This window comes from Neobacillus sp. SRL179 (assembly GCF_984799095.1).
Window position 1 is genome coordinate 3,560,805 of sequence record NZ_OZ481792.1, and the last position, 20,962, is coordinate 3,581,766.

Consider the following 20,962-nt stretch of genomic DNA (forward strand, 5'->3'; position numbering starts at 1 on the left):
GGTAACACCCCTTTTAATATAAGCAAGACGAATCCAGATTTGAATTCGCCTCACTTTTAGCTGTTTATCCTCTTAATTCTTTAATCCTTGCTTCCACAATACTTCTCTTTTCGAGATAGTCACTTTCCTTAGCACGCTCTTCTGCCACAACGCTTTCAGGGGCCTTTTTCATGAAGCCTTCATTGCTTAATTTCTTTTGAACACGGTCTACTTCTTTATTTAACTTTTCATATTCTTTTTCAAGACGAGCAATTTCTTCGTCAATGTTAATCAAGCCTTCAAGCGGCAGAATGATTTCCAAACCTGTAATAACGGCAGTCATGGCCTTTTCAGGGGTCTCTATGTCAATTCCCATTTGCAATTCTTCCGGATTACAGAAGCGTTCAATATAGGTACGGTTATTTTCGACCGTTTTTAGAACGGATTCATCCTTTGCCTTAACCAGCATTTTGATTTTCTTGCTCATTGGTGTGTTCACTTCAGCACGAATATTACGGACAGAGCGAATCATTTCCATTAATAGTTTCATGTCTTGCGCCGCTTGCTCATCGGAGAACTCTGGTTTTACCACTGGCCATGACGCAGTCGTAATGGACTCGCCTGCATGTGGGAGGTTCTGCCAAATTTCCTCGGTGATAAATGGCATGAATGGGTGTAATAAACGCATGGTTTGATCCAGTACATAGGCAAGAATGGATCGTGTTGTTTTCTTCGCTGCTTCATCTTCCCCATATAATGGAAGCTTCGCCATTTCAATATACCAATCACAGAAGTCATCCCAGATAAAGTTATATAAAGCACGGCCTACTTCACCGAACTCATAGCGTTCAGAAAGTTTGGTTACATGGTCAATTGTCTCATTTAATTGGGTCAAAATCCATTTATCTGCAACAGATTTTTCACCGCTAAAATCAATTTCTTCATACGTCATGCCGTCCATATTCATTAACGCAAACCGAGAGGCATTCCAAATTTTATTAGCGAAGTTCCAAGTTGATTCCACTTTTTCATAACTGAAACGTAAATCCTGACCTGGTGAACTTCCAGTAGATAAGAAGTATCGTAAGGCATCGGCACCATATTTTTCTATCACATCCATTGGATCCACGCCGTTGCCAAGCGATTTACTCATTTTACGTCCTTGCTCATCACGAACCAGACCGTGAATCAGTACATCTTTAAATGGACGTTCGCCTGTAAATTCAATGCTTTGGAAAATCATCCTTGATACCCAGAAGAAAATGATATCATAGCCTGTTACAAGGGCATCAGTAGGGAAATAACGTTTGTAATCGGCTGCTTCTTTATTTGGCCAGCCCATGGTCGAGAATGGCCATAGTGCTGAACTAAACCAAGTATCTAATACATCTTTATCTTGCTCCCAGTTTTCAGCATCTGCTGGTGCTTCAATTCCAACATACACTTCACCTGTTTGCTTATGATACCAAGCTGGAATACGGTGACCCCACCATAGCTGTCTTGAAATACACCAGTCGCGGATATTTTCCATCCAGCGCAAGTACGTTTTTTCAAAACGGTCTGGAACAAAGTTTACTTTATTATCTTTGTTCTGCAGGGCAATGGCTTCATCTGCGAGTGGCTGCATTTTTACAAACCATTGAGTAGACAGGTACGGCTCTACAACCGCTCCACTGCGTTCAGAATGTCCAACGGAATGCATATGGTCTTCAATCTTGAACAGAACGCCTAAATCTTGCAGATCTTTAACAATTTGCTTGCGGCATTCAAATCGGTCTTGTCCTTGATACTTGCCTGCTTTTTCATTCATCGAGCCGTCTTCGTTCATTACAAGAACGCGCTCTAGATTGTGACGATTACCAACCTCAAAGTCATTCGGGTCATGTGCAGGGGTAATTTTCACTGCCCCAGAACCAAATTCCATATCCACATAATCATCACCAACGATTGGAATCTCACGGCCAACAATTGGTAAGATTACCGTTTTGCCGATTAAATGCTTGTAACGTTCATCCTCTGGGTGAACAGCAACAGCCGTATCACCAAGCATGGTTTCTGGTCTCGTTGTAGCAATTTCAATTGAGCCAGTGCCGTCTGCAAGTGGATATCTTAAATGATAAAAAGCACCTTGAATATCCTTATAAATAACTTCGATATCGGATATGGCCGTTTTCGTAGATGGATCCCAGTTAATAATATATTCGCCACGATAGATCAGGCCCTTATTATAAAGAGTAACAAACACTTCACGAACCGCATCTGATAAGCCTTCGTCAAGAGTGAAGCGCTCACGGCTGTAGTCAAGGCCTAAGCCTAATTTTGACCATTGCTCACGGATGTGGGAGGCATACTCTTCCTTCCACTTCCATGTTTCCTCAACAAACTTTTCACGTCCTAAATCATAACGGCTCGTGCCTTCTTTGCGGAGTTTTTCTTCAACCTTTGCTTGTGTTGCAATCCCGGCGTGATCCATCCCAGGGAGCCAGAGGACATCGTATCCTTGCATCCGTTTCATGCGGGTCAGAATATCTTGTAAGGTTGTATCCCAGGCATGACCTAAGTGCAGTTTTCCCGTAACGTTTGGCGGCGGGATGACAATCGTATAGGGCTGTTTTCCTTCATCGTCCTTTGCCTCGAAGAACTTCCCTTTCAGCCACCATTCGTACCGTCCTTTTTCAATCGATTGCGGATCATATTTGGTCGGCATCGTTAATTCTTTTGTTTCCATCTATATTCCTCCTTCTTGTACCTGCAACAACACAAAAAACTCCATTCGTCATAAAAGGACGAATGGAGTTTGCTTCGCGGTACCACCTTTTTTCCAATCAAATAACATTTGATTGGCGCTCAAATCAGATAACGGATTTCCTCCGTCTTCCACTACTAAGATTGCTCTGTTCACAGAAGAAGCTCTTGGGCGACCTTCTGATGTTCTGCTTAGGAAATCTTCCAGCTCATGATTTCCCTCTCTTTAAGCAGGAGTGCATCGTACTCTTCCCTGTCTTTGCTTTATTTTTAAATTATAATGTTATACTACCCAAAAAAGGGGATGGTCGTCAATCATGATGGCCAAATTTTTTATTTTTTATACTATATGTGCTTAGAATGGTAATGTCGCCTGATTCGATGCAATTTTATTAGAGATATCTACACTTATCGACTTTTCCACTCTTGCTTGACTAAGGGGTAAATGTGCTTGTCCCATGGAAATCCCTAAGATGGACCAAAATAAAGGGGCAACAGGGACAGTGCTTATATTAAAAAATGCCTGCACTAAATAGCCAAAAATAATTGCTTGTAATCCATAAAGAATAATTGCCTCATTGCCTTGCGTTCTTTTTACAGCTTGGAAGGTTTTCCTGATTACCACAAATAACAAGAGTAAGTAGGTCAATAATGCCGGCGTTCCTAAGGTAATCGCAATTTGTATATATTCGTTATGGGCTTTATCCACTTTCGTGTTGGGGCTGCCTAAGAATTCCTGAAGTTCACTTGGGGTAGCCGGGAACACAAATTCAAAGGTATCAGGACCAGAACCAATCCAGAAATAATCCTTTACAAGTGGTAATGATTTTTTCCAGATAAAAAATCGTGAAGACCCTTCATGGCCAGTACTTTGATTAGTTGCAATGCTAACCGAGTCGGTCACAACTGAATGAATCCGTTGAGTATAAAACCCGTTTTCAGACATATTAATTGCTAAAAGTAAACAGCCTAGGGTAAATAATAATAAAATCCACCTTTTCCACAAGTATTTTCTCTTCAAAACGACAAAAATCGTTAAAAAAGCAGCTCCGAAAAAAACTCCCACATAACCACTTCTTGTACTTGAAAAAATAAGTGCCATAAAAGCTAAACAGGTCGTTATAAAGTAAAGGGAAGTAGTCTTTTTATTGTTCGTTGTTAAATACATGGTCAGTGCAACTAGCAAGGCGATAACAAGATACGATCCAAAGAAGTTAGGGTTATCAAAAAATGTATAGGTTCCCGTGTAACCCCGCATGGCGCTGTTCCTCGGAAGAAAATCTAATGAATAGTGCTGTAAAATTCCATAGATCGAAACAATGATCGAAACAACGGCGATTCCTGATAATACTTTTTTCATCTTTTTCACATCTATTAATCGATAGGAAAACAGCAAAATACTAAAATAACAAAAATAGGTAATCAGCCCTTCACACCGGTCCAATGTACCATGTACAGCCGTGTATGTATAATCAGAAAAAGCGGTGGAAATTTCAATTAAGGTTAATAAGATGAGTAAAATAATCTCGAATGAGGAATTCCTTTTTTCAGGTAAAAGCATTCGATATTTTTTTGTAAAAATAAGGTATAGCCAGGCAGCTAGTACAAATAGATAAAGGTAGTCCGTCTTTATTGTTGTATAGTACGGATCAAATCCCCAAGGATAAATCAAAAGTGGAAAAAGTATGATAAACCAATACATTAAATTAACTCCCTTTATTATGTATCTTGAAAAATAATCCAAAAGTAACTGGAAAATCAATTCCTTCTCAATTATTCCATGAGTTATGGGACTTTTCAATCAGAAATTTATGGGGTCTTTTGTTTTAGTGAGGAGAATTTATAATAATCTGGGAACAAACTGGGTGAAATGAATATACATAAATAAATGCCATATTCCTTTGGGGAGGTTCTTAGGTGAAGCGCAATAATTTCCACAAATATAAATTCCGTCCCTGGTTCATTACCTCACGCCGAATAGCCGCTCAATTTATTGTACCATTTAGTATTTTTCAATTAATCCGAACACTTTTTTTACCCACCATTTTAGATATATTATTATTAACCATTTTCCTAGTGATTGCCGTTTCCATCTATTTTGAAATTATTTAAGGAGCCCTTTCTGCAGGTTTTTACTGCGGCTGGGCTCCTTCTTTTGCTTGCTTCTGTTGTTTTTCGATTTCTGTTATGCGCATCACCACATATTCAGAGTTTTTCAAATGCCAATAGCGGTGCTGCAGCTGACGAACAAATTTTATTTCATTCTTTTTGCCTTGTTTGCGATAATAACTTTCTGCCACTTGCATGATGGGAATCGGCAATGCTAAATAGCTGTAGAATAATAGCTTCTCATCCTCTTTAAAAGGAAAATACTTAAAGTAATGGTACACCCAATCAATCGCTGTATCATTCCGCTGGGGAGTGGTATCTAGGGCTCGTGATAAATAGGGCAGAAGATCATGTATCGGTGAACCATAACGAGCGTTTTCAAAATTGATAAAAAAGCCATAGCCACGATCATCATAAAGAAAATGTTCCGAGGACAACTTCCCATGGGTGATGACCATTCGGGCCTTTTCTAGTTCTTTGTTAATCTCGTACCATTCTTCAAATTTAGCTTTTGAGAACCGCAGTGCCTGGCTAATCTCGTTGTAATATAAACAATAGAGCAATTCAAAGGGTGACATATACGTCTTCTTCTCACATTCATCGATAAAACCATCCAAGAATTCTTGCTGCTTCTCCATCTCCTGAATCGTTTTTTCATAATGCTCTGTTCGTTCTTCCTTGCTGACGGCGACTTCCTTTGCGGAGAGGGTATGAAGCCTGGCTAATTCACGAAACAACTGATGATGTTTGTGATTACGATCCTCTTTTTGATCATTTGGCATCCAGGGCATTAAATAATAAAGGTTATTTTCATGCAGCACGGCATATCGTCCGTCCATTGTCGGATATATGGGAACAATCCGATTGAAGCCCTTCTGGTATAGAAGGTGAACATGGCGGATAAAATCCGTCCCCGTAGTAGGTGGGATCCTTTTCAAGGCAAAGGTTCCTTTATTCGAATAAACCTTTTGCACAATCCCGTAATCCTCCACAAAATAAGGCTCAATAAAATAATTCCTTAATATCGGTCTAACCGCTTCTAGCTGATTCGAGTCATTCATAGTAACTCAACCTTCTTTCAGAGAAAAACGAAATAAAAAGAAGCTGAGCAGGTCAAAGAAACCCGCTCATCCTTTTCGTTATAGAATTATTTTTTTGCAAGAGTATTAGGAATGTATAATACTTGCCCCTCGTAAACGTCTTGATTGAGTTCTAGATTGTTGACGCGAAGGAGATTTGGAACTGAAACATCATAGCGATCGGCCACGCTTGATACGGTATCACCTTTTTGAACGATACAAATGGTTAATCTCGTTTGCGCTGTTCTTTCATCCTTACGGGCAAAAAACTCCGTTAAGGTCATACTTTTCTTTTTAACTGGCTTCTTCTTTTTCTCTTTTTTCGGAGGCTCTTCCTCTGATGAAGAGGATGAACTTTCTTCAATAATTAATACTTCTTCCTCATGGTGGCCGTGAGGGACATGATCTTCTAAAAAGACCACCTCTACTTCTTCCTCATGGTGGCCTTCACTTCTTGCCTCTTGTAAGTCCCATTCTGGTTCGTATTCTTCCTCTTCCAACTCCACCTGTGGCTGATAATTGAAAGTTGGGAACTTCGGTAACACTTCGACTGGTTCTTCTTCTTGCTGTTTTCGAGCCTCTGCTTCAAACAAGAAGTTATTTTCAAAGCTGCTCTGAATCTGTGGTTGTTCTACTTCAATTTCAATTTCTTGCTCTTCTTCAGCCTCTTCATATTCCGCTTCAGCACGATGAAGAGCCTCGTAAACTTCTTCTTCCTCTGCCTCCAGCTCTGGTTGGTCCAGTTGCTTTTCAGAAGCGTATAGACCGCTGATAGTTAACTCAGCTGATAACTTGAGACAGCTGCGTTCAGGAATTGAGTAATCAAATGATTCTACGAGCACGTCAATATCGTAGATACTTTGAATCCGATTATTTGGAATCGTGATATCGACAGGGAACCGATGTGAAAACTCACAGTTTCCTTCCTCATCGACCTCTGCTACCCTCTCGACAAATTTTTGAGAGGCCACCCCTTCTTCTTCGCTTACTTCGTTTGCATCGTAGCTTTTATACTCACCGGTAAGTTCGAGCGAACCACGTATGGTTACGTACTGATCATTTTCCTGGATGGTAATGTCTGGGTCTAGAGAAATCGAGATAAGCTCTTCGACTTCCTGTCCTTTTCTAAACCACAACGACTCCTCCAAGGAAAACCGCAGGCACGATTGATTCTCCTGGGACAAAGCGACTCCTCCTTTCGTATCCTCCACGCAAAATCACTATGTCACTTACACTTTATGAACCAAAGCTATTTTTTATGATAAAAAAAACACCCACTATTCAAAGTGGGTGCCGATGGATCAATTATTTAAGTTTCGAGAAAGCAACCTCAGCTGCTTGAATGGTCTTTTCAATATCCTCATCAGAATGCTCGGTCGATAGGAATAACCCTTCGAATTGGGAAGGTGGTAAGAATACCCCTTGGTTCGCCATTTCGCGGTAATACTCCGCAAAGAAGTCCAAATTAGACGTCTTGGCTTTATCATAGTTGATGACTGCTTCGTTAGTAAAGAAGAAGCCAATCATTGAACCGGCACGGTTAAAGGAAATCGGAATATCATATTTTTCAGCTGCAGCTTCAAAGCCTTTTTGAAGCATGTCACCTTTACGGATAAACTCCTTATAATCCTCTGGAGTTAACTGACTTAATGTTTCAAGCCCTGCTGTCATCGCAAGTGGGTTACCAGACAAGGTGCCAGCTTGATAAATTGGACCGCTTGGAGCAATTTGCTGCATGATTTCTGCTTTACCGCCGTATGCACCAACTGGCAGGCCTCCGCCGATTACTTTACCAAGACAAGTCAGGTCAGGTGTGACATTGAAATAGCCTTGTGCACAGTTGTAACCTACACGGAAACCGGTCATAACCTCATCAAAAATGAGTAATGATCCATTTTCAGTCGTAACCTCCCGAAGACCTTCTAAGAAGCCAGGGAGCGGTGGAACAAGACCCATGTTACCTGCAACAGGTTCAACAATGATACATGCGATATCCTTGCCATAATGTTCAAAGGCTAACTTAACACTTTCTAAGTCATTATAAGGAACGGTAATGGTATTTTTTGCGAGACCCTCTGGGACACCAGGGCTGTCAGGCAAACCAAGTGTAGCGACACCTGAGCCGGCTTTGATCAATAATGAATCACCATGGCCATGGTAGCAGCCTTCGAATTTTAGTATCTTGTCACGGCCTGTGTAACCGCGGGCTAACCGAAGGGCACTCATCGTTGCTTCTGTGCCCGAATTTACCATCCGCACGACTTCAATCGATGGTACTCGTTCAATTACCAGTTGGGCTAGTTTATTTTCTAATAAAGTTGGAGCACCAAAGCTAGTTCCGAATTCAGCTGCTTTTTTCAAGGCTTCCACCACACGGTCATTGGAATGACCTAAGATGAGCGGGCCCCATGAAAGCACATAATCAATATATTCGTTTCCATCAATATCGTAAATTTTTGACCCTTTTCCTCTTTCCATAAAAATAGGGCTCATATTTACGGATTTAAAGGCACGAACCGGGCTGTTTACACCGCCAGGCATCAAGGGTTGAGCTTCTTTAAATGCTTCAATGGATTTTATATACGAACGCATTTTATTCCCTCGTTTCAAATATGGTCTATTCCTCGTCTTTTAACCAACGGCAAGCATCTTTTGCATGATAGGTAATGATTAAATCAGCACCTGCACGCTTCATACCTACTAACATTTCAAGCACAGTCTTTCTCTCGTCAATCCAGCCGTTTTGAGCTGCTGCCTTAATCATGGCATACTCTCCACTAACGTTATAGATGACTAAAGGTAAATTATAGTTATTTTTCATATCACGAAGAATGTCCAAGTAAGGCATACCTGGCTTAACAATCAAGAAGTCTGCACCTTCAGCAATATCAGATTCTGCTTCTCTAAAAGCTTCCATCCGGTTGGCAGGATCCATTTGATACGTTTTACGGTCGCCAAATTGTGGTGCGCCCTCTGCTGCTTCACGGAACGGTCCGTAGAATGCTGATGCATATTTAACGGCATATGACATGATTGGAATTTCTGTAAATCCTGCTTCATCTAATCCAGCACGAATCGCAGCAACAAAGCCATCCATCATATTCGATGGAGCAATAATGTCTGCACCCGCCTGTGCTTGAGCGACAGCTGTTTTTACAAGCAAGTCGAGGGATTGGTCATTTAGGATTTTATCTCCTTCGACCATACCACAGTGTCCATGGTCGGTATATTCGCAAAGACATGTATCTGCAACGATGATGATTTCTGGAAAGTGTTCTTTTATGTAACGTGTACCAACCTGAACGATTCCATGGTCATGAAAAGCTTGGGTACCGCAGGCATCCTTTGTTTTCGGAATTCCAAATAATAAGACGGACTTAATGCCATGGGCAACGATGTCTTCCATTTCAGCATGGAGATTGTCCATTGACACTTGGAATACTCCAGGCATCGATGAAACTTCCTGACGGATATTTTCGCCTTCATATATAAATAGCGGATAAATAAAATCCTCTGGTCTTAAGTGATTTTCTCTCACAAGCGCACGCATGCTGGCGCTTGAACGTAAACGACGGTGACGATCAAATTGTAAATCCATTATCTTTTACCCCCAATTGTTGTTTTTTACTCTTGGTTCGTGCAACTTACTCGCGGATAGCGTGCTTTTTCTCGCGGATAGTGCAGCCTTTCTCGTGGATAACAACCATTTACTCTCGGATAGCTGCCCTTTACTCTCGAATAGGGCAATTTATTCGCAGATAGCTGCACGAGCGGTTATCAAATCAAACATAACTTTTCTCTAAATAAACGATTGTGCTTTCAATCATACCCTTGACTGTGTACTCCTTTGGGGAGACATGGACTGGCAATCCATAAGACCGCAATTTATCCTCGGAGACTGGACCTATGCAGGCAATGATGCAATCTTTCAGTTGCTCGTCCAACCCGAACTCGGCAACCACCGTCATGAGATGGTCAACGGTCGACGGACTAGTAAAAGTTAGAATATCGAGTTCCCGATTAGCGATCATTCGGGCCAGCTTTACGCGGCTATCCTCAGGCATATAGGTTTCATAGATGACGACTTCATCGACTACTGTCCCTTTCTCTTTTAAAGAGTCAGCAATATACTCACGGGCAAGATTCCCTTTAGGAAGCAATACCCGTGAACCACTCACGACCTTTGGCAAAAACTCCTCGACAAACACTTCTGCCACGTAGGCCGAGGGGACAAATGAAGCCTGAAGTCCTCTCTCCAGCAAACCTTCCGCCGTCTTTTTCCCAATCACTGCGATCTTAGGAAGATCCGCTTCCACTCCATGATAAAAAGAAAAAAAGGTTTCAACCGTTACATTACTCGTAAAAATAATCCAGTCATATGTATCGATTGCCTTCAAACAATCTTGAAGGCGCTGATTATTTTCAATTGGACGAAAAGCAATTAGAGGGATTTCAATTGGAATCCCTCCATACCTTTCAACCAGCTGTGAAAAGGATTTCGCTTGATCTTTTCCTCGTGGAACAAGAACTTTTTTATCAAGCAAAGGGGTTGAATGGATCATTTCCCTTCAAGCTCCCGTTTGACCTTTTCAATCAAGTCTTTGGCTCCTTTTTGAATCAATAAATCAGCCGCCTGGTTTCCTAGCTCTTCTGGGTTTTGACCTCTAAGTTCTTCTTTATAAACCTCTTGCCCTTCTGGAGAAGCAACGAGGACGTTTAAGACCAATTCATCATTTTCTTCCACACGTGCAAAACCGGCAATTGGTACTTGGCAGCCGCCTTCCATTTTTTGAAGGAATGCACGTTCAGCACGAACGGCTCTTTCCGTCTTCTTGCAAGTGAATTTCTCAAATAGCTCAAGTAATTCTTTATCATCTTCACGGCATTCGATTGATAATGCCCCTTGACCAACAGCAGGTATACATTTATCGGCATCAATAAATTCAGTCACCACTTCTTTTGCCCAGCCAAGGCGGGAAAGACCGGCAGCTGCTAAAATAATCGCATCGTATTCGTCTGTTTCTAATTTTGCTAATCTGGTATCAACATTTCCGCGAATCCATTTAATCTCTAAATCTGGACGCTGAATTAATAACTGTGAACTGCGGCGCAAACTGCTTGTACCAATAATAGCCCCCGGCTTTAAATCGTTTAATTTCACATGGCCTTTTGAAATTAAAGCATCACGGTGGTCCTCACGGAAAGGGATACAGCCAATGGTTAGACCTTCAGGGAGAACGGCGGGCATATCTTTCATACTATGAACGGCCATATCAATCTCTTTATCAAGCATAGCTTGCTCGATTTCCTTGACAAATAACCCTTTACCTCCGACCTTTGACAGGGTTACATCTTGGATTTTATCACCTTTTGTGACAATTTCTTTTACTTCAAATTCGAAATTAGGATCAAGCTTCTTAAGCTGTTCCATTACCCAATTTGTTTGTGTTAATGCTAGTTTGCTGCGTCTTGAACCGACAATAATTTTTCTCATGATTGCCTCCTAGGTTATGCATACCATAAATGAAATGATGATAATCGACCAAATAGGAAAAAGTTAATTAGAACGATTAAAAATGATGCGGTATTCCAAATGGCCAATTTTCGGCCAGAAAGATTTTTTACAATCCGTAAATATAAATAAATGCTATAGGCCGTAAGTAACAAGAATGACCCAATTATTTTCATATCGTACCACGGCATCCCAGGAACTTTGAGAAATGCCCACTGTAGACCTAAAATCAGGCTAAGGAGGAGCATGGGTACACCAATAACAGCCAATATGTATGAAGATTTTTCGAGTTTTTCTAAATCAGCCAGGCGAATCAGCCGTTTGCCCCATTTTTTTCCTTTTAATAAATCATATTGTAGTAGATACAATGCTGAAAAAACAAACGATAGAGAAAAGGCCCCATAAGATAGAATGGCCATGGTAATATGAATCAACAACAGTTCGGACACAAGCTGCTTTGCCATGATGTGGGAATGATATTGCATCGGGGCAAAGGTATGAATGGCCATGACCGTAAAACCAAGTATATTGGTAAAAAAGACGATAAAATCCACTTTTAGTAAATGATTTATCCCAATTGACAATGTTACTAATACCCAGGCATAAAAATAGAGCCCCTCAAAAATGGTAAGTACAGGGAACCTGCCAGTTTTCATCATATAGAAAAAGAGAAAAACCGTTTGTAAAATCCACACAAATGCAAGTAACCAGAAGGCAATACGGTTTGCCTTCCGGTTATGGTGAATGAAGTCAAAAAAGTATAACAACACACTGAAGGCATATAGAACAACTGTTAATTCATGAAGCCTCGTCAATAGAGTGTCAACCATAGCAGCAACAACCCCTATGACTGAAAAGAAGCTTGAACTTCTCCAACCGGCATTTTTCTGGTTTCGGCTGTTTTCGAATGTTGTTCTTGAACAAGCTCTTCAATATTAAAGATTTTCATAAAGAAATTCATTGCCTGAACTGCATCTGGTCTTGCCGCTAATTCTTTCGCTTGTAAAATCGGATCTTTTAACATCTGATTGACAATGCTCTTCGTATGTTTATTTAATACTTTCAAGTCGTGATCAGATAAATTTGGCAGCTTTCTTTCAAGACTCACCATGGTTTCCGATTGAATGGCAAGGGCCCTTTCCCGCAATGCTGAAATGACAGGAATCACGCCAAGCATCCCCAGCCAATGATTGAAATCCACAATTTCCTTTTCAATCATTAACCGTATTTTTGACGCTGCTTTTTGACGCTCTTGCAAGTTCGCTTGAACAATTCCCTCTAAATCATCAATATCGTATAAAAAGATATTTTCAAGTTCGGCAATTCTCGGATCCAAGTCACGCGGTACGGCGATATCAACCATAAACAATGGTTTGCCACGGCGTTTTTTCTCCACTTTTGCCATCAATTCTTTTGATATGACAAAATCTTTTGCACCAGTTGAACTGATAAGGATATCAGCTTCTACAAGTGATTTTTCTAATTCCGTAACAGCTTTTGCCTGTCCGTTAAAACGGCTTGCTAGGTCTTTTGCTTTTTCAAACGTACGATTGATGACTGTTACCTGTTTAACACCGTTACCGCTCAAGTTTTGAGCTGCAAGCTCGCCCATTTTTCCTGCTCCAAAAATTAACACATGCTTATTTTCTAATGAACCGAAAATTTTCTTTGCCAGTTCCACCGCTGCATAGCTGACCGAAACGGCATTCGCACCAATTTCTGTTTCAGAATGGGCACGTTTCGCAATGGTAATCGCTTGTTTGAACAAGTGGTTAAATACAGAACCAGTTGTCTCCTCTTGTTGTGCCAACATAAAGCTTGTTCTCACCTGACCAAGGATTTGCGTTTCACCTAATACCATTGACTGAAGACCACACGTTACATTAAATAAATGGTCTACCGCTCCATCGTCTTCATTTACGAATAGAAACGGGGAAAATTCAGCTTGGTCTAACCCAAACCATTCGGACAGAAATTCTTTAATATAATAACGGCCTGTATGTAGTTGATCTACAACGGCATAGATTTCTGTACGATTACATGTAGACAGGATAATATTTTCTAGGATGCTTTTTTTAGAGTTTAACTTTTTAATGGCATCCACAAGGTCGGTTTCATTAAAGGTCAACCGCTCACGGATTTCTACTGGGGCAGTTTTATAGTTAAGACCGATGACTACAATATGCATTTAGTTAATGACACCCCCAATAAGATTACAGTTTGATCTAGGTAAATTATATCACGAGCAAATTCGACTTTTGCTCGAAAATGTGAACATAAAATGAAACAATGTGCTAATATAATATCATCTTGATGATTAATTAACGTTAGCATGGTTTCCTTTATATTTTCTTAAGAGATAATTTTAATATAATTTTTTAAAATACTTCCCTATGTACAGTACCAAAAAAATGGACTAGATTCAAGTGAACCTTACTGGAAGTGGTGTTATCAATGAAAAATCAACGAATTTTCCCAGGAATCATTTTGATTGGATTTGGGGCTTACTTTTTATTGCAGCAAAGCGGCATTACACTTTTTCAAAATTTTTATACATGGCCAACATTGCTTATCATTGTAGGGGCAGCCTTTTTAGGTCAGGGCTATTCGGCAAGGGAATACGAAGCCATTCTTCCTGGGGTGATTATGAGTGGATTTGGTCTTCATTTTCATCTTTCCGGCCACGCATCCTTTTGGCCTACTAATATGATTGGGATGTTAATCCTTATCATCTCGGTAGGATTTTTCCTTCGTTTTCAAAAAACAAACAATGGTTTATTCCAAGCGTTTCTTTTTCTCATTATAGCGGTACTGCTGCTATTTTATGATAAAATAGCCGGCTATTTTGGTCTGTTACAAAATGGGATGAGCTTTATTTGGAGATTCTGGCCCGCACTCTTAATTGTTGTTGGTATTTATTTTTTACTAAAAAAGAAAAAATAACCGTTTTGCGCACAAACAGCTGCGCAAAGCGGTTATTTTTTTATCATGTTAGGTTTTTATTTGCGACTTTTAAGGGTTTATTTGCGAATCTTGACCGTTAATTGCGAATTTGAGTGGTTTATTTGCGAATCTAACCCGTTTATTTGCGAATCACGAAAAACCCATTTACATATAGCTTTTAAGAATCGACCATGCCTCATCTTTCCCTAGACCTGTTTCAGATGAAAACAGAACAATATGGTCGTTGGCATCGATGTCTAAGGTTTCGCGGGTTACCTTCAAATGTTTTTGCCATTTCCCTTTTGGAATTTTATCCGCCTTCGTGGCGATGATGATCACGGGAATTTCGTAATGCTTAAGAAAATCATACATCATCACATCATCATTTGTGGGTGGATGGCGTAAATCGACGATCAAAACAACCGCCCGCAACTGTTCACGTGTAGTAAAATACGTTTCAATCATCTTTCCCCAAGCAGCCCGTTCAGCCTTTGAGACCTTTGCGTAGCCATACCCAGGGACATCAACAAAATGCAGAATTTCATTAATAAGGTAAAAATTCAATGTTTGCGTTTTACCAGGCTTAGATGAAATTCTCGCTAGCCCTTTTCGGTTAAGCAATTTATTGATAAAAGAAGATTTGCCCACGTTTGAGCGTCCTGCAAGAGCAAATTCCGGCAGTTCTGTCTCCGGATATTGTTCCGGTTTCACTGCACTGATGATAATTTCTGAACTAACTACCTTCATTGAGTACTCCCTTCTAATAGGGCACGTTTCAACACTTCATCTACATGGGAGACAGGGACAAATTCCAATTCATTCCGAACGCTTTCAGGAATATCATCCAAGTCCTTTACATTATCTTTTGGAATGATGATGGTCTTCAACCCGGCCCGATGAGCACTTAGCGATTTTTCCTTTAACCCGCCGATTGGAAGAACTCGGCCTCTTAGCGTTATTTCGCCTGTCATGCCGACTTCACGCCGAATGGCTCTACCAGTTAAAGCGGACACAAGTGCTGTAGCCATCGTAATTCCTGCGGATGGGCCATCCTTTGGAACGGCGCCCTCTGGAACGTGAATATGGATATCATATTTTTCATGGAAATCTTCGTCAATACCAAGCGTGCTTGCTTTTGAACGGACATAACTGAAGGCAGCTTGGGCTGATTCCTTCATCACATCACCAAGTTTACCTGTTAACACGAGTTTGCCTTTACCTGGCGCTAAAGAAACCTCAATTTGCAAGGTATCTCCGCCAACCGTCGTGTAGGCTAATCCAGTTGCAACACCTACTTGGTCTTCCGCTTCGGCCATTCCATAATGAACCCTTGGTTTGCCTAAAAATTCTTCCACATTCTTCTCGGTAATAATGACACGCTTCTTCTCTCCAGCCACAATAATTTTGGCTGTTTTTCGGCAAATCTTTGCCATCTGTCGTTCAAGACTCCGAACACCGGCCTCGCGCGTATAATAACGGACGATTTTCAAAATGGCATCATCACGTACTTGAAGAATCCCTTTTGTTAGACCATTTTCTTTGATCTGTTTTGGCAGCAAGTGATCACGGCAGATGTGAACTTTTTCAATTTCGGTATAACCCTCAATCGATATAATCTCCATCCGATCCAACAGCGGGCCAGGGACAGTCGATAAGTTATTAGCTGTCGCGATAAACATGACTTTTGATAAATCATACGTTTCTTCTATATAATGATCGCTAAAATTATGATTTTGTTCTGGGTCCAATACTTCAAGCATGGCGCTGGATGGGTCACCGCGGAAATCGCTGGACATTTTATCAATTTCGTCTAATAAAAAGACTGGATTAATCGTTCCTGCTTTTTTCATTCCTTGAATGATCCGGCCTGGCATTGCCCCAACATAGGTACGGCGATGACCACGGATTTCTGATTCATCTCTTACACCACCGAGTGAAACACGGACAAAATTACGATTAAGCGAGGTGGCAATCGAACGTGCAAGACTCGTCTTCCCAACCCCTGGTGGTCCCACAAGACACAAGATTGGTCCTTTTAGGGAATTAGTTAACTTTTGAACCGCTAAATATTCAAGAACCCGTTCTTTGACCTTTTCAAGACCATAATGGTCATGATTTAAAATTTTCTCTGCACGAAGGATATCGATGTCATCCTTCGTTTTGGAAGACCACGGGAGGGAAATCAACCAGTCAATATAGTTACGGATCACAGCACTTTCCGCTGAACTGGATGGCACTTTTTCATAGCGGTCCAGCTCTTTCATGGCTGCCTTATGGACATGTTCAGGCATACCCGCTTGTTCTATTTTCTCCGTCAATTCAGCAATTTCGCCGGTTTTTCCTTCTTTATCGCCCAATTCCTTTTGAATTGCCTTCATTTGTTCACGAAGATAATATTCCTTTTGTGTCCTTTCCATCGAACGTTTGACACGTTGACCAATCTTTTTCTCGAGATTAAGGACTTCTTTTTCATTATGAATCGTATCGATGACACGGTTAACACGGTCTTTAATATCAATCAATTCAAGAATCTCTTGTTTTTCCTTGAGTTTAATTGGCAAATGAGAAGTGATAATATCTGCCATCCGGCCTGGTTCTTCAATATCCGCCACAGTGGCATAGGTCTCTGCGGAGATTTTTTTCGATAACTTTATGTATTGTTCGAAATAATCAAGCATGGTTCTCATCAAAGCTTGATCTTCTACATCCTTGTGTTTAGGATCCTCATAGGTCACAATACTAACGGAGTAATAGTCCTCTTCTTCATAAAAAGAAACCACTTCCGCTCTATTCAAGCCTTCTACCAATACACGAATGGTTCCGTTTGGCAGTTTAAGCATTTGTTTCACCTTTGTTAATGTTCCCAGTTTATATAAGTCCTCTTCAGTTGGCTCATCAATAGAGACATCCTTTTGAGTGGTTAAAAAAATTAGGTGGTCATCTACCATTGCTTTTTCCAGTGCCTGCACAGATCTTTCACGGCCTACATCTAAATGAAGGACCATGGTGGGATAAACAAGCAATCCTCGAAGCGGCAGGAGGGGGACGATCAATTCGTTCTGTTTCGCCATAATAATGCACCTCCACATGCAATTTCTTTTTTTCTACTGCAAAGCAGAATAGTCTTTGTTGTACAATTCTATCTTATTTAGTTTTTCGTGTCTATTTTTAGAGATGCTGCCTAAACTCTTTTCAATATAATTATTTTCCCCAATGATACCGTTTTCCTTCCTATAAAACAAAAATTGTCTCAGCTTTATATATACAAAGAAAACTTCGGCTTGTTTTTTTAGACAAACCGAAGTTTTGGTTTTAAATAGACTCTTTTTTTGTTAATTCGATTGATGCTGGAATGACCTCAGGTTTTGGATAGGCATTCACTAAAGCAATTTCAAATACTTCATGCAAATGGGTAACAGGGACAATGGTAATTCCGCCGATTTCATTTAGGATTGTTTGCATATTCTCTTCCGGAATAATGACGGTTTTGGCCCCGGCTTTTTTCGCTGCCTTCACCTTTGGATAGACGCCGCCAATCGGTTTCACATTACCGTGGATACTAATTTCACCCGTCATGGCAACCGTGTTATCAATCGGGATCTTATAAATCGCCGAGTATATTCCCGTTGCCATCGCAATTCCGGCCGATGGACCATCAATGGGAACACCGCCAGGAAAATTAACGTGAATATCATAATCATTGGCTGGTACACCCATCGACCGCAGCACGGTTATAACGTTTTCAATCGAGCCCCGGGCCATACTTTTACGGCGAATCGATTTTCCTTGTCCGCCAATACTTTCTTCTTCGACAATCCCTGTAATATTAATCGAGCCCTTGTCTTTCGCTGGGATGACGGTGACTTCAATTTCAAGCAACGCCCCAGAATTCGGGCCATATACTGCCAAGCCGTTTACAAGCCCTACGTGTGATATGTCGTTGATTTTTCTTTCCATTCGCGGCGTCATTTGACTTGAATGGATTACCCATTCAATATCTTCATCCTTGATAAAATTGCGATCCTCCGTAATCGCGAGGCCTGCTGCAATTTGAATCATATTGACCGTCTCGCGGCCGTTTCTTGCATATGTAGATAAGGTGTCAACACCCGTTTTATTTATTTGCATATTCACTTTATCGGCTGCTTTTTTAGCAACCGTAACAATCTCTTCCTGATTTAAATCCCGGAAGAAAACCTCCATACAACGGGAACGGATAGCCGGTGGAATTTCACTTGGTGTTCTTGTGGTCGCTCCAATTAAGCGGAAGTCGGCTGGGAGACCATTTTTAAAGATATCATGAATATGGGTGGGTATTTGGTTGTTTTCTTCATGATAATAGGCACTTTCGAGAAAAACCTTGCGATCTTCTAACACTTTTAATAATTTATTCATTTGAATGGGATGTAATTCGCCGATTTCATCAATAAACAGGACGCCGCCATGGGCATTGGTAACGGCCCCTTGTTTTGGCTGGGGAATTCCTGCTTGTCCCATTGCACCAGCACCTTGATAAATGGGATCATGAACCGAACCAATTAAAGGGTCGGCAATCCCTCTTTCATCAAACCGGGCAGTTGTTGCATCTAATTCAATAAAAACGGATGATTTTTTAAAGGGCGATTTCGGATTCTTTTTTGCTTCCTCTAATACGAGCCTAGCTGCTGCTGTTTTGCCGACTCCTGGCGGTCCATAAATAATCACATGTTGTGGATTCGGTCCACATAATGCAGCTTTTAATGATTTTATTCCATCTTCTTGTCCTACAATATCATTGAAACTTGTAGGGCGGACTTTCTCGGATAATGGCTCTGTTAAGGATATGGATCTCATTTTGCGAAGCTGATCCATTTCTTTTCGAGATTCTCGGTCAATAGACACTTTCTGTGTGCGCTGGCTCCTTAGCAAGTTCCAGAAATACAGCCCGATGATGATACCGAAAAATAGCTGTATAAATAAGGCAATCCCCGTCCAACTCATTTTTTTCCCTCCTACTACTAAATACTAGATATAGTAATAAGTATTTCCTGTAGAGGATGGGAATAAACCACAAACTATAAAAACAGTTAGCGCGGGACAGGGAGATAACGATTCGCTGATAAATTGTGAAATTCGCTGATAAATATAATGGATTCGCTGATAAAATTAAAAATCCGCTGATAAACTCGGAAAATCCGCTGATAAAATCTAGAAAGTGCATAATTTGGGAGGAATTCTATGCTAAAAAAAGACCCGGCACAAGGCCGGGTCTTTGCATTATTTATGCCGATTTTTCTTCAGCGATAACCGTTCCATCTTCTAAAACTAGTTTAGGAACGCTATTTTCCGCAACAGTTTCCTTCGTAATAATACACTTGGTAATGTCTTCACGTGAAGGAAGGTCAAACATAACATCTAACATGATTCCTTCAATGATCGAACGTAAACCACGGGCACCTGTTTTTCGTTCAATTGCTTTTTTAGCAATTTCTGTAAGTGCACCCTCTTCGAATTCAAGCTCCACTTCATCAATTTCAAGCATCTTTTGATATTGCTTTACAAGCGCATTTTTTGGCTTTGTTAAGATTTCAATTAATGCCGCTTCATCCAATTGCTCAAGGCTGGCAATCACAGGAAGACGACCGATGAATTCAGGAATTAACCCAAAACGAAGTAAGTCTTCAGGTAATACTTTTGATAAAAGTTCTTTTTGATCAACATCAACTTGCTTAACATCTGAACCAAAACCAATAACTTTTTGGCCTAAGCGGCGCTTGATAATCGGTTCAATTCCGTCAAACGCTCCACCACAGATAAACAAGATATTAGTAGTATCAATTTGAATAAATTCTTGATGCGGATGCTTTCTGCCTCCTTGAGGCGGAACACTTGCAACAGTACCTTCAAGAATTTTTAATAGTGCCTGCTGAACGCCTTCACCGGAAACATCTCTTGTGATGGAAGGATTTTCAGATTTACGGGCAATTTTATCAATTTCATCAATATAAATAATACCTTTTTCCGCTTTTTCCACATCATAATCCGCAGCTTGGATTAGTTTTAACAAAATGTTTTCTACGTCTTCACCTACATACCCTGCTTCAGTAAGGGAAGTAGCGTCAGCAATCGCAAATGGCACATTTAGAATGCGCGCTAATGTTTGCGCTAACAATGTTTTACCACTACCAGTTGGTCCAATCATACAAATATTACTTTTTGAAAGCTCAACGTCATCAATTTTACTATTGGAATTGATTCGTTTGTAATGATTGTATACCGCTACAGATAGCGATTTCTTTGCTTGGTCTTGGCCAATAACATATTCATTAAGTATTTCACAGATTTCTTTCGGCTTTGGAACGTCTTTAAATTCTACTTCTTCTTCTGTTCCAAGTTCTTCCTCAACGATTTCTGTGCAAAGCTCGATGCATTCGTCACATATATATACTCCTGGCCCGGCAACTAATTTACGAACTTGATCCTGTGTTTTGCCACAGAAGGAACACTTTAACTGTCCTTTTTCATCATTAAATTTAAACAATTCTTTCACCCCTTAAAACGTGTTAAAACCCCTATTAAAGCATGTGAATTACACAAACAAAATTTGAGTATCTCT

General features: G+C 40.5%; 16 protein-coding genes and 1 other annotated feature. Of the genes, 2 read left to right on the forward strand and 14 right to left on the reverse strand.

The window, feature by feature from the left end; translation table 11 throughout:
• Positions 1-64: 64 nt before the first annotated feature.
• Together AC4E8C_RS17680 and AC4E8C_RS17685 are read right to left on the reverse strand one after the other, a co-directional pair.
• The gene (locus tag AC4E8C_RS17680; protein WP_490207973.1) at positions 65-2,707 is read right to left on the reverse strand and encodes a valine--tRNA ligase; all 2,643 of its coding nucleotides are present in this window, start codon (positions 2,705-2,707) and stop codon (positions 65-67) included.
• 51 nt (positions 2,708-2,758) lie between these two features.
• Positions 2,759-2,993, reverse strand: a binding site (T-box leader).
• Between the two features lie 86 nt (positions 2,994-3,079).
• Positions 3,080-4,426 carry an O-antigen ligase family protein gene (locus tag AC4E8C_RS17685; RefSeq protein WP_490207974.1) on the reverse strand — a complete coding sequence of 449 codons (1,347 nt, stop codon included), beginning with the start codon at positions 4,424-4,426 and terminating at the stop codon, positions 3,080-3,082.
• Positions 4,427-4,641: 215 nt separating this feature from the next.
• On the opposite strand from AC4E8C_RS17685, the gene AC4E8C_RS17690 reads away from it, so the two are divergent.
• Complete coding sequence (locus AC4E8C_RS17690) at positions 4,642-4,836, forward strand: hypothetical protein (protein ID WP_490207975.1); 195 nt, start codon at positions 4,642-4,644, stop codon at positions 4,834-4,836.
• Between the two features lie 20 nt (positions 4,837-4,856).
• Here the strand turns inward: AC4E8C_RS17690 and ysxE are convergent, their stop codons facing one another.
• The 8 genes from ysxE to hemA all read right to left on the reverse strand — a co-directional run bounded on the left by ysxE (position 4,857) and on the right by hemA (position 13,612).
• The gene (gene ysxE, locus AC4E8C_RS17695) at positions 4,857-5,894 is read right to left on the reverse strand and encodes a spore coat protein YsxE (RefSeq protein WP_490207976.1); all 1,038 of its coding nucleotides are present in this window, start codon (positions 5,892-5,894) and stop codon (positions 4,857-4,859) included.
• A gap of 86 nt (positions 5,895-5,980) precedes the next feature.
• The gene (spoVID, locus tag AC4E8C_RS17700; RefSeq protein ID WP_490207977.1) at positions 5,981-7,096 is read right to left on the reverse strand and encodes a stage VI sporulation protein D; all 1,116 of its coding nucleotides are present in this window, start codon (positions 7,094-7,096) and stop codon (positions 5,981-5,983) included.
• A gap of 121 nt (positions 7,097-7,217) precedes the next feature.
• Complete coding sequence (hemL, locus tag AC4E8C_RS17705) at positions 7,218-8,504, reverse strand: glutamate-1-semialdehyde 2,1-aminomutase (RefSeq protein ID WP_490207978.1); 1,287 nt, start codon at positions 8,502-8,504, stop codon at positions 7,218-7,220.
• 25 nt (positions 8,505-8,529) lie between these two features.
• Positions 8,530-9,510: a porphobilinogen synthase gene (hemB, locus tag AC4E8C_RS17710; protein WP_490207979.1), complete on the reverse strand. Its 981-nt coding sequence runs from the start codon at positions 9,508-9,510 to the stop codon at positions 8,530-8,532.
• Positions 9,511-9,694: 184 nt separating this feature from the next.
• Entirely contained in the window at positions 9,695-10,474 is a 780-nt protein-coding gene (locus AC4E8C_RS17715; RefSeq protein ID WP_490207980.1) for a uroporphyrinogen-III synthase, read from the reverse strand.
• Positions 10,471-11,406, reverse strand: a complete 936-nt coding sequence (hemC, locus tag AC4E8C_RS17720; protein ID WP_490207981.1) for a hydroxymethylbilane synthase — start codon at positions 11,404-11,406, stop codon at positions 10,471-10,473. Before hemC ends, AC4E8C_RS17715 begins: the two co-directional genes overlap by 4 nt.
• 14 nt (positions 11,407-11,420) lie before the next feature.
• Positions 11,421-12,254, reverse strand: a complete 834-nt coding sequence (ccsA, locus tag AC4E8C_RS17725; RefSeq protein WP_490207982.1) for a cytochrome c biogenesis protein CcsA — start codon at positions 12,252-12,254, stop codon at positions 11,421-11,423.
• Positions 12,255-12,268: 14 nt separating this feature from the next.
• Positions 12,269-13,612, reverse strand: coding sequence for a glutamyl-tRNA reductase (gene hemA, locus AC4E8C_RS17730; protein ID WP_490207983.1), 1,344 nt, complete (start codon positions 13,610-13,612; stop codon positions 12,269-12,271).
• A 266-nt stretch (positions 13,613-13,878) separates the two neighbouring features.
• Between hemA and AC4E8C_RS17735 the strand changes: the two genes are divergently transcribed.
• Positions 13,879-14,367, forward strand: coding sequence for a LiaI-LiaF-like domain-containing protein (locus AC4E8C_RS17735; RefSeq protein ID WP_490207984.1), 489 nt, complete (start codon positions 13,879-13,881; stop codon positions 14,365-14,367).
• Between the two features lie 165 nt (positions 14,368-14,532).
• Here the strand turns inward: AC4E8C_RS17735 and yihA are convergent, their stop codons facing one another.
• The 4 genes from yihA to clpX all read right to left on the reverse strand — a co-directional run bounded on the left by yihA (position 14,533) and on the right by clpX (position 20,887).
• Complete coding sequence (gene yihA / locus AC4E8C_RS17740) at positions 14,533-15,114, reverse strand: ribosome biogenesis GTP-binding protein YihA/YsxC (protein ID WP_490207985.1); 582 nt, start codon at positions 15,112-15,114, stop codon at positions 14,533-14,535.
• A complete protein-coding gene (gene lon, locus AC4E8C_RS17745; RefSeq protein WP_490207986.1) occupies positions 15,111-17,438 on the reverse strand; it encodes an endopeptidase La in 2,328 nt (775 codons plus the stop codon). The genes yihA and lon overlap by 4 nt, the downstream gene beginning before the upstream one ends.
• A 241-nt stretch (positions 17,439-17,679) precedes the next feature.
• Positions 17,680-19,347 carry an ATP-dependent protease LonB gene (gene lonB / locus AC4E8C_RS17750; protein ID WP_490207987.1) on the reverse strand — a complete coding sequence of 556 codons (1,668 nt, stop codon included), beginning with the start codon at positions 19,345-19,347 and terminating at the stop codon, positions 17,680-17,682.
• Between the two features lie 280 nt (positions 19,348-19,627).
• On the reverse strand, positions 19,628-20,887 hold the full coding sequence (gene clpX, locus AC4E8C_RS17755; RefSeq protein ID WP_490207988.1) for an ATP-dependent protease ATP-binding subunit ClpX: 1,260 nt from the start codon (positions 20,885-20,887) through the stop codon (positions 19,628-19,630).
• Between the last annotated feature and the right edge of the window lie 75 nt (positions 20,888-20,962).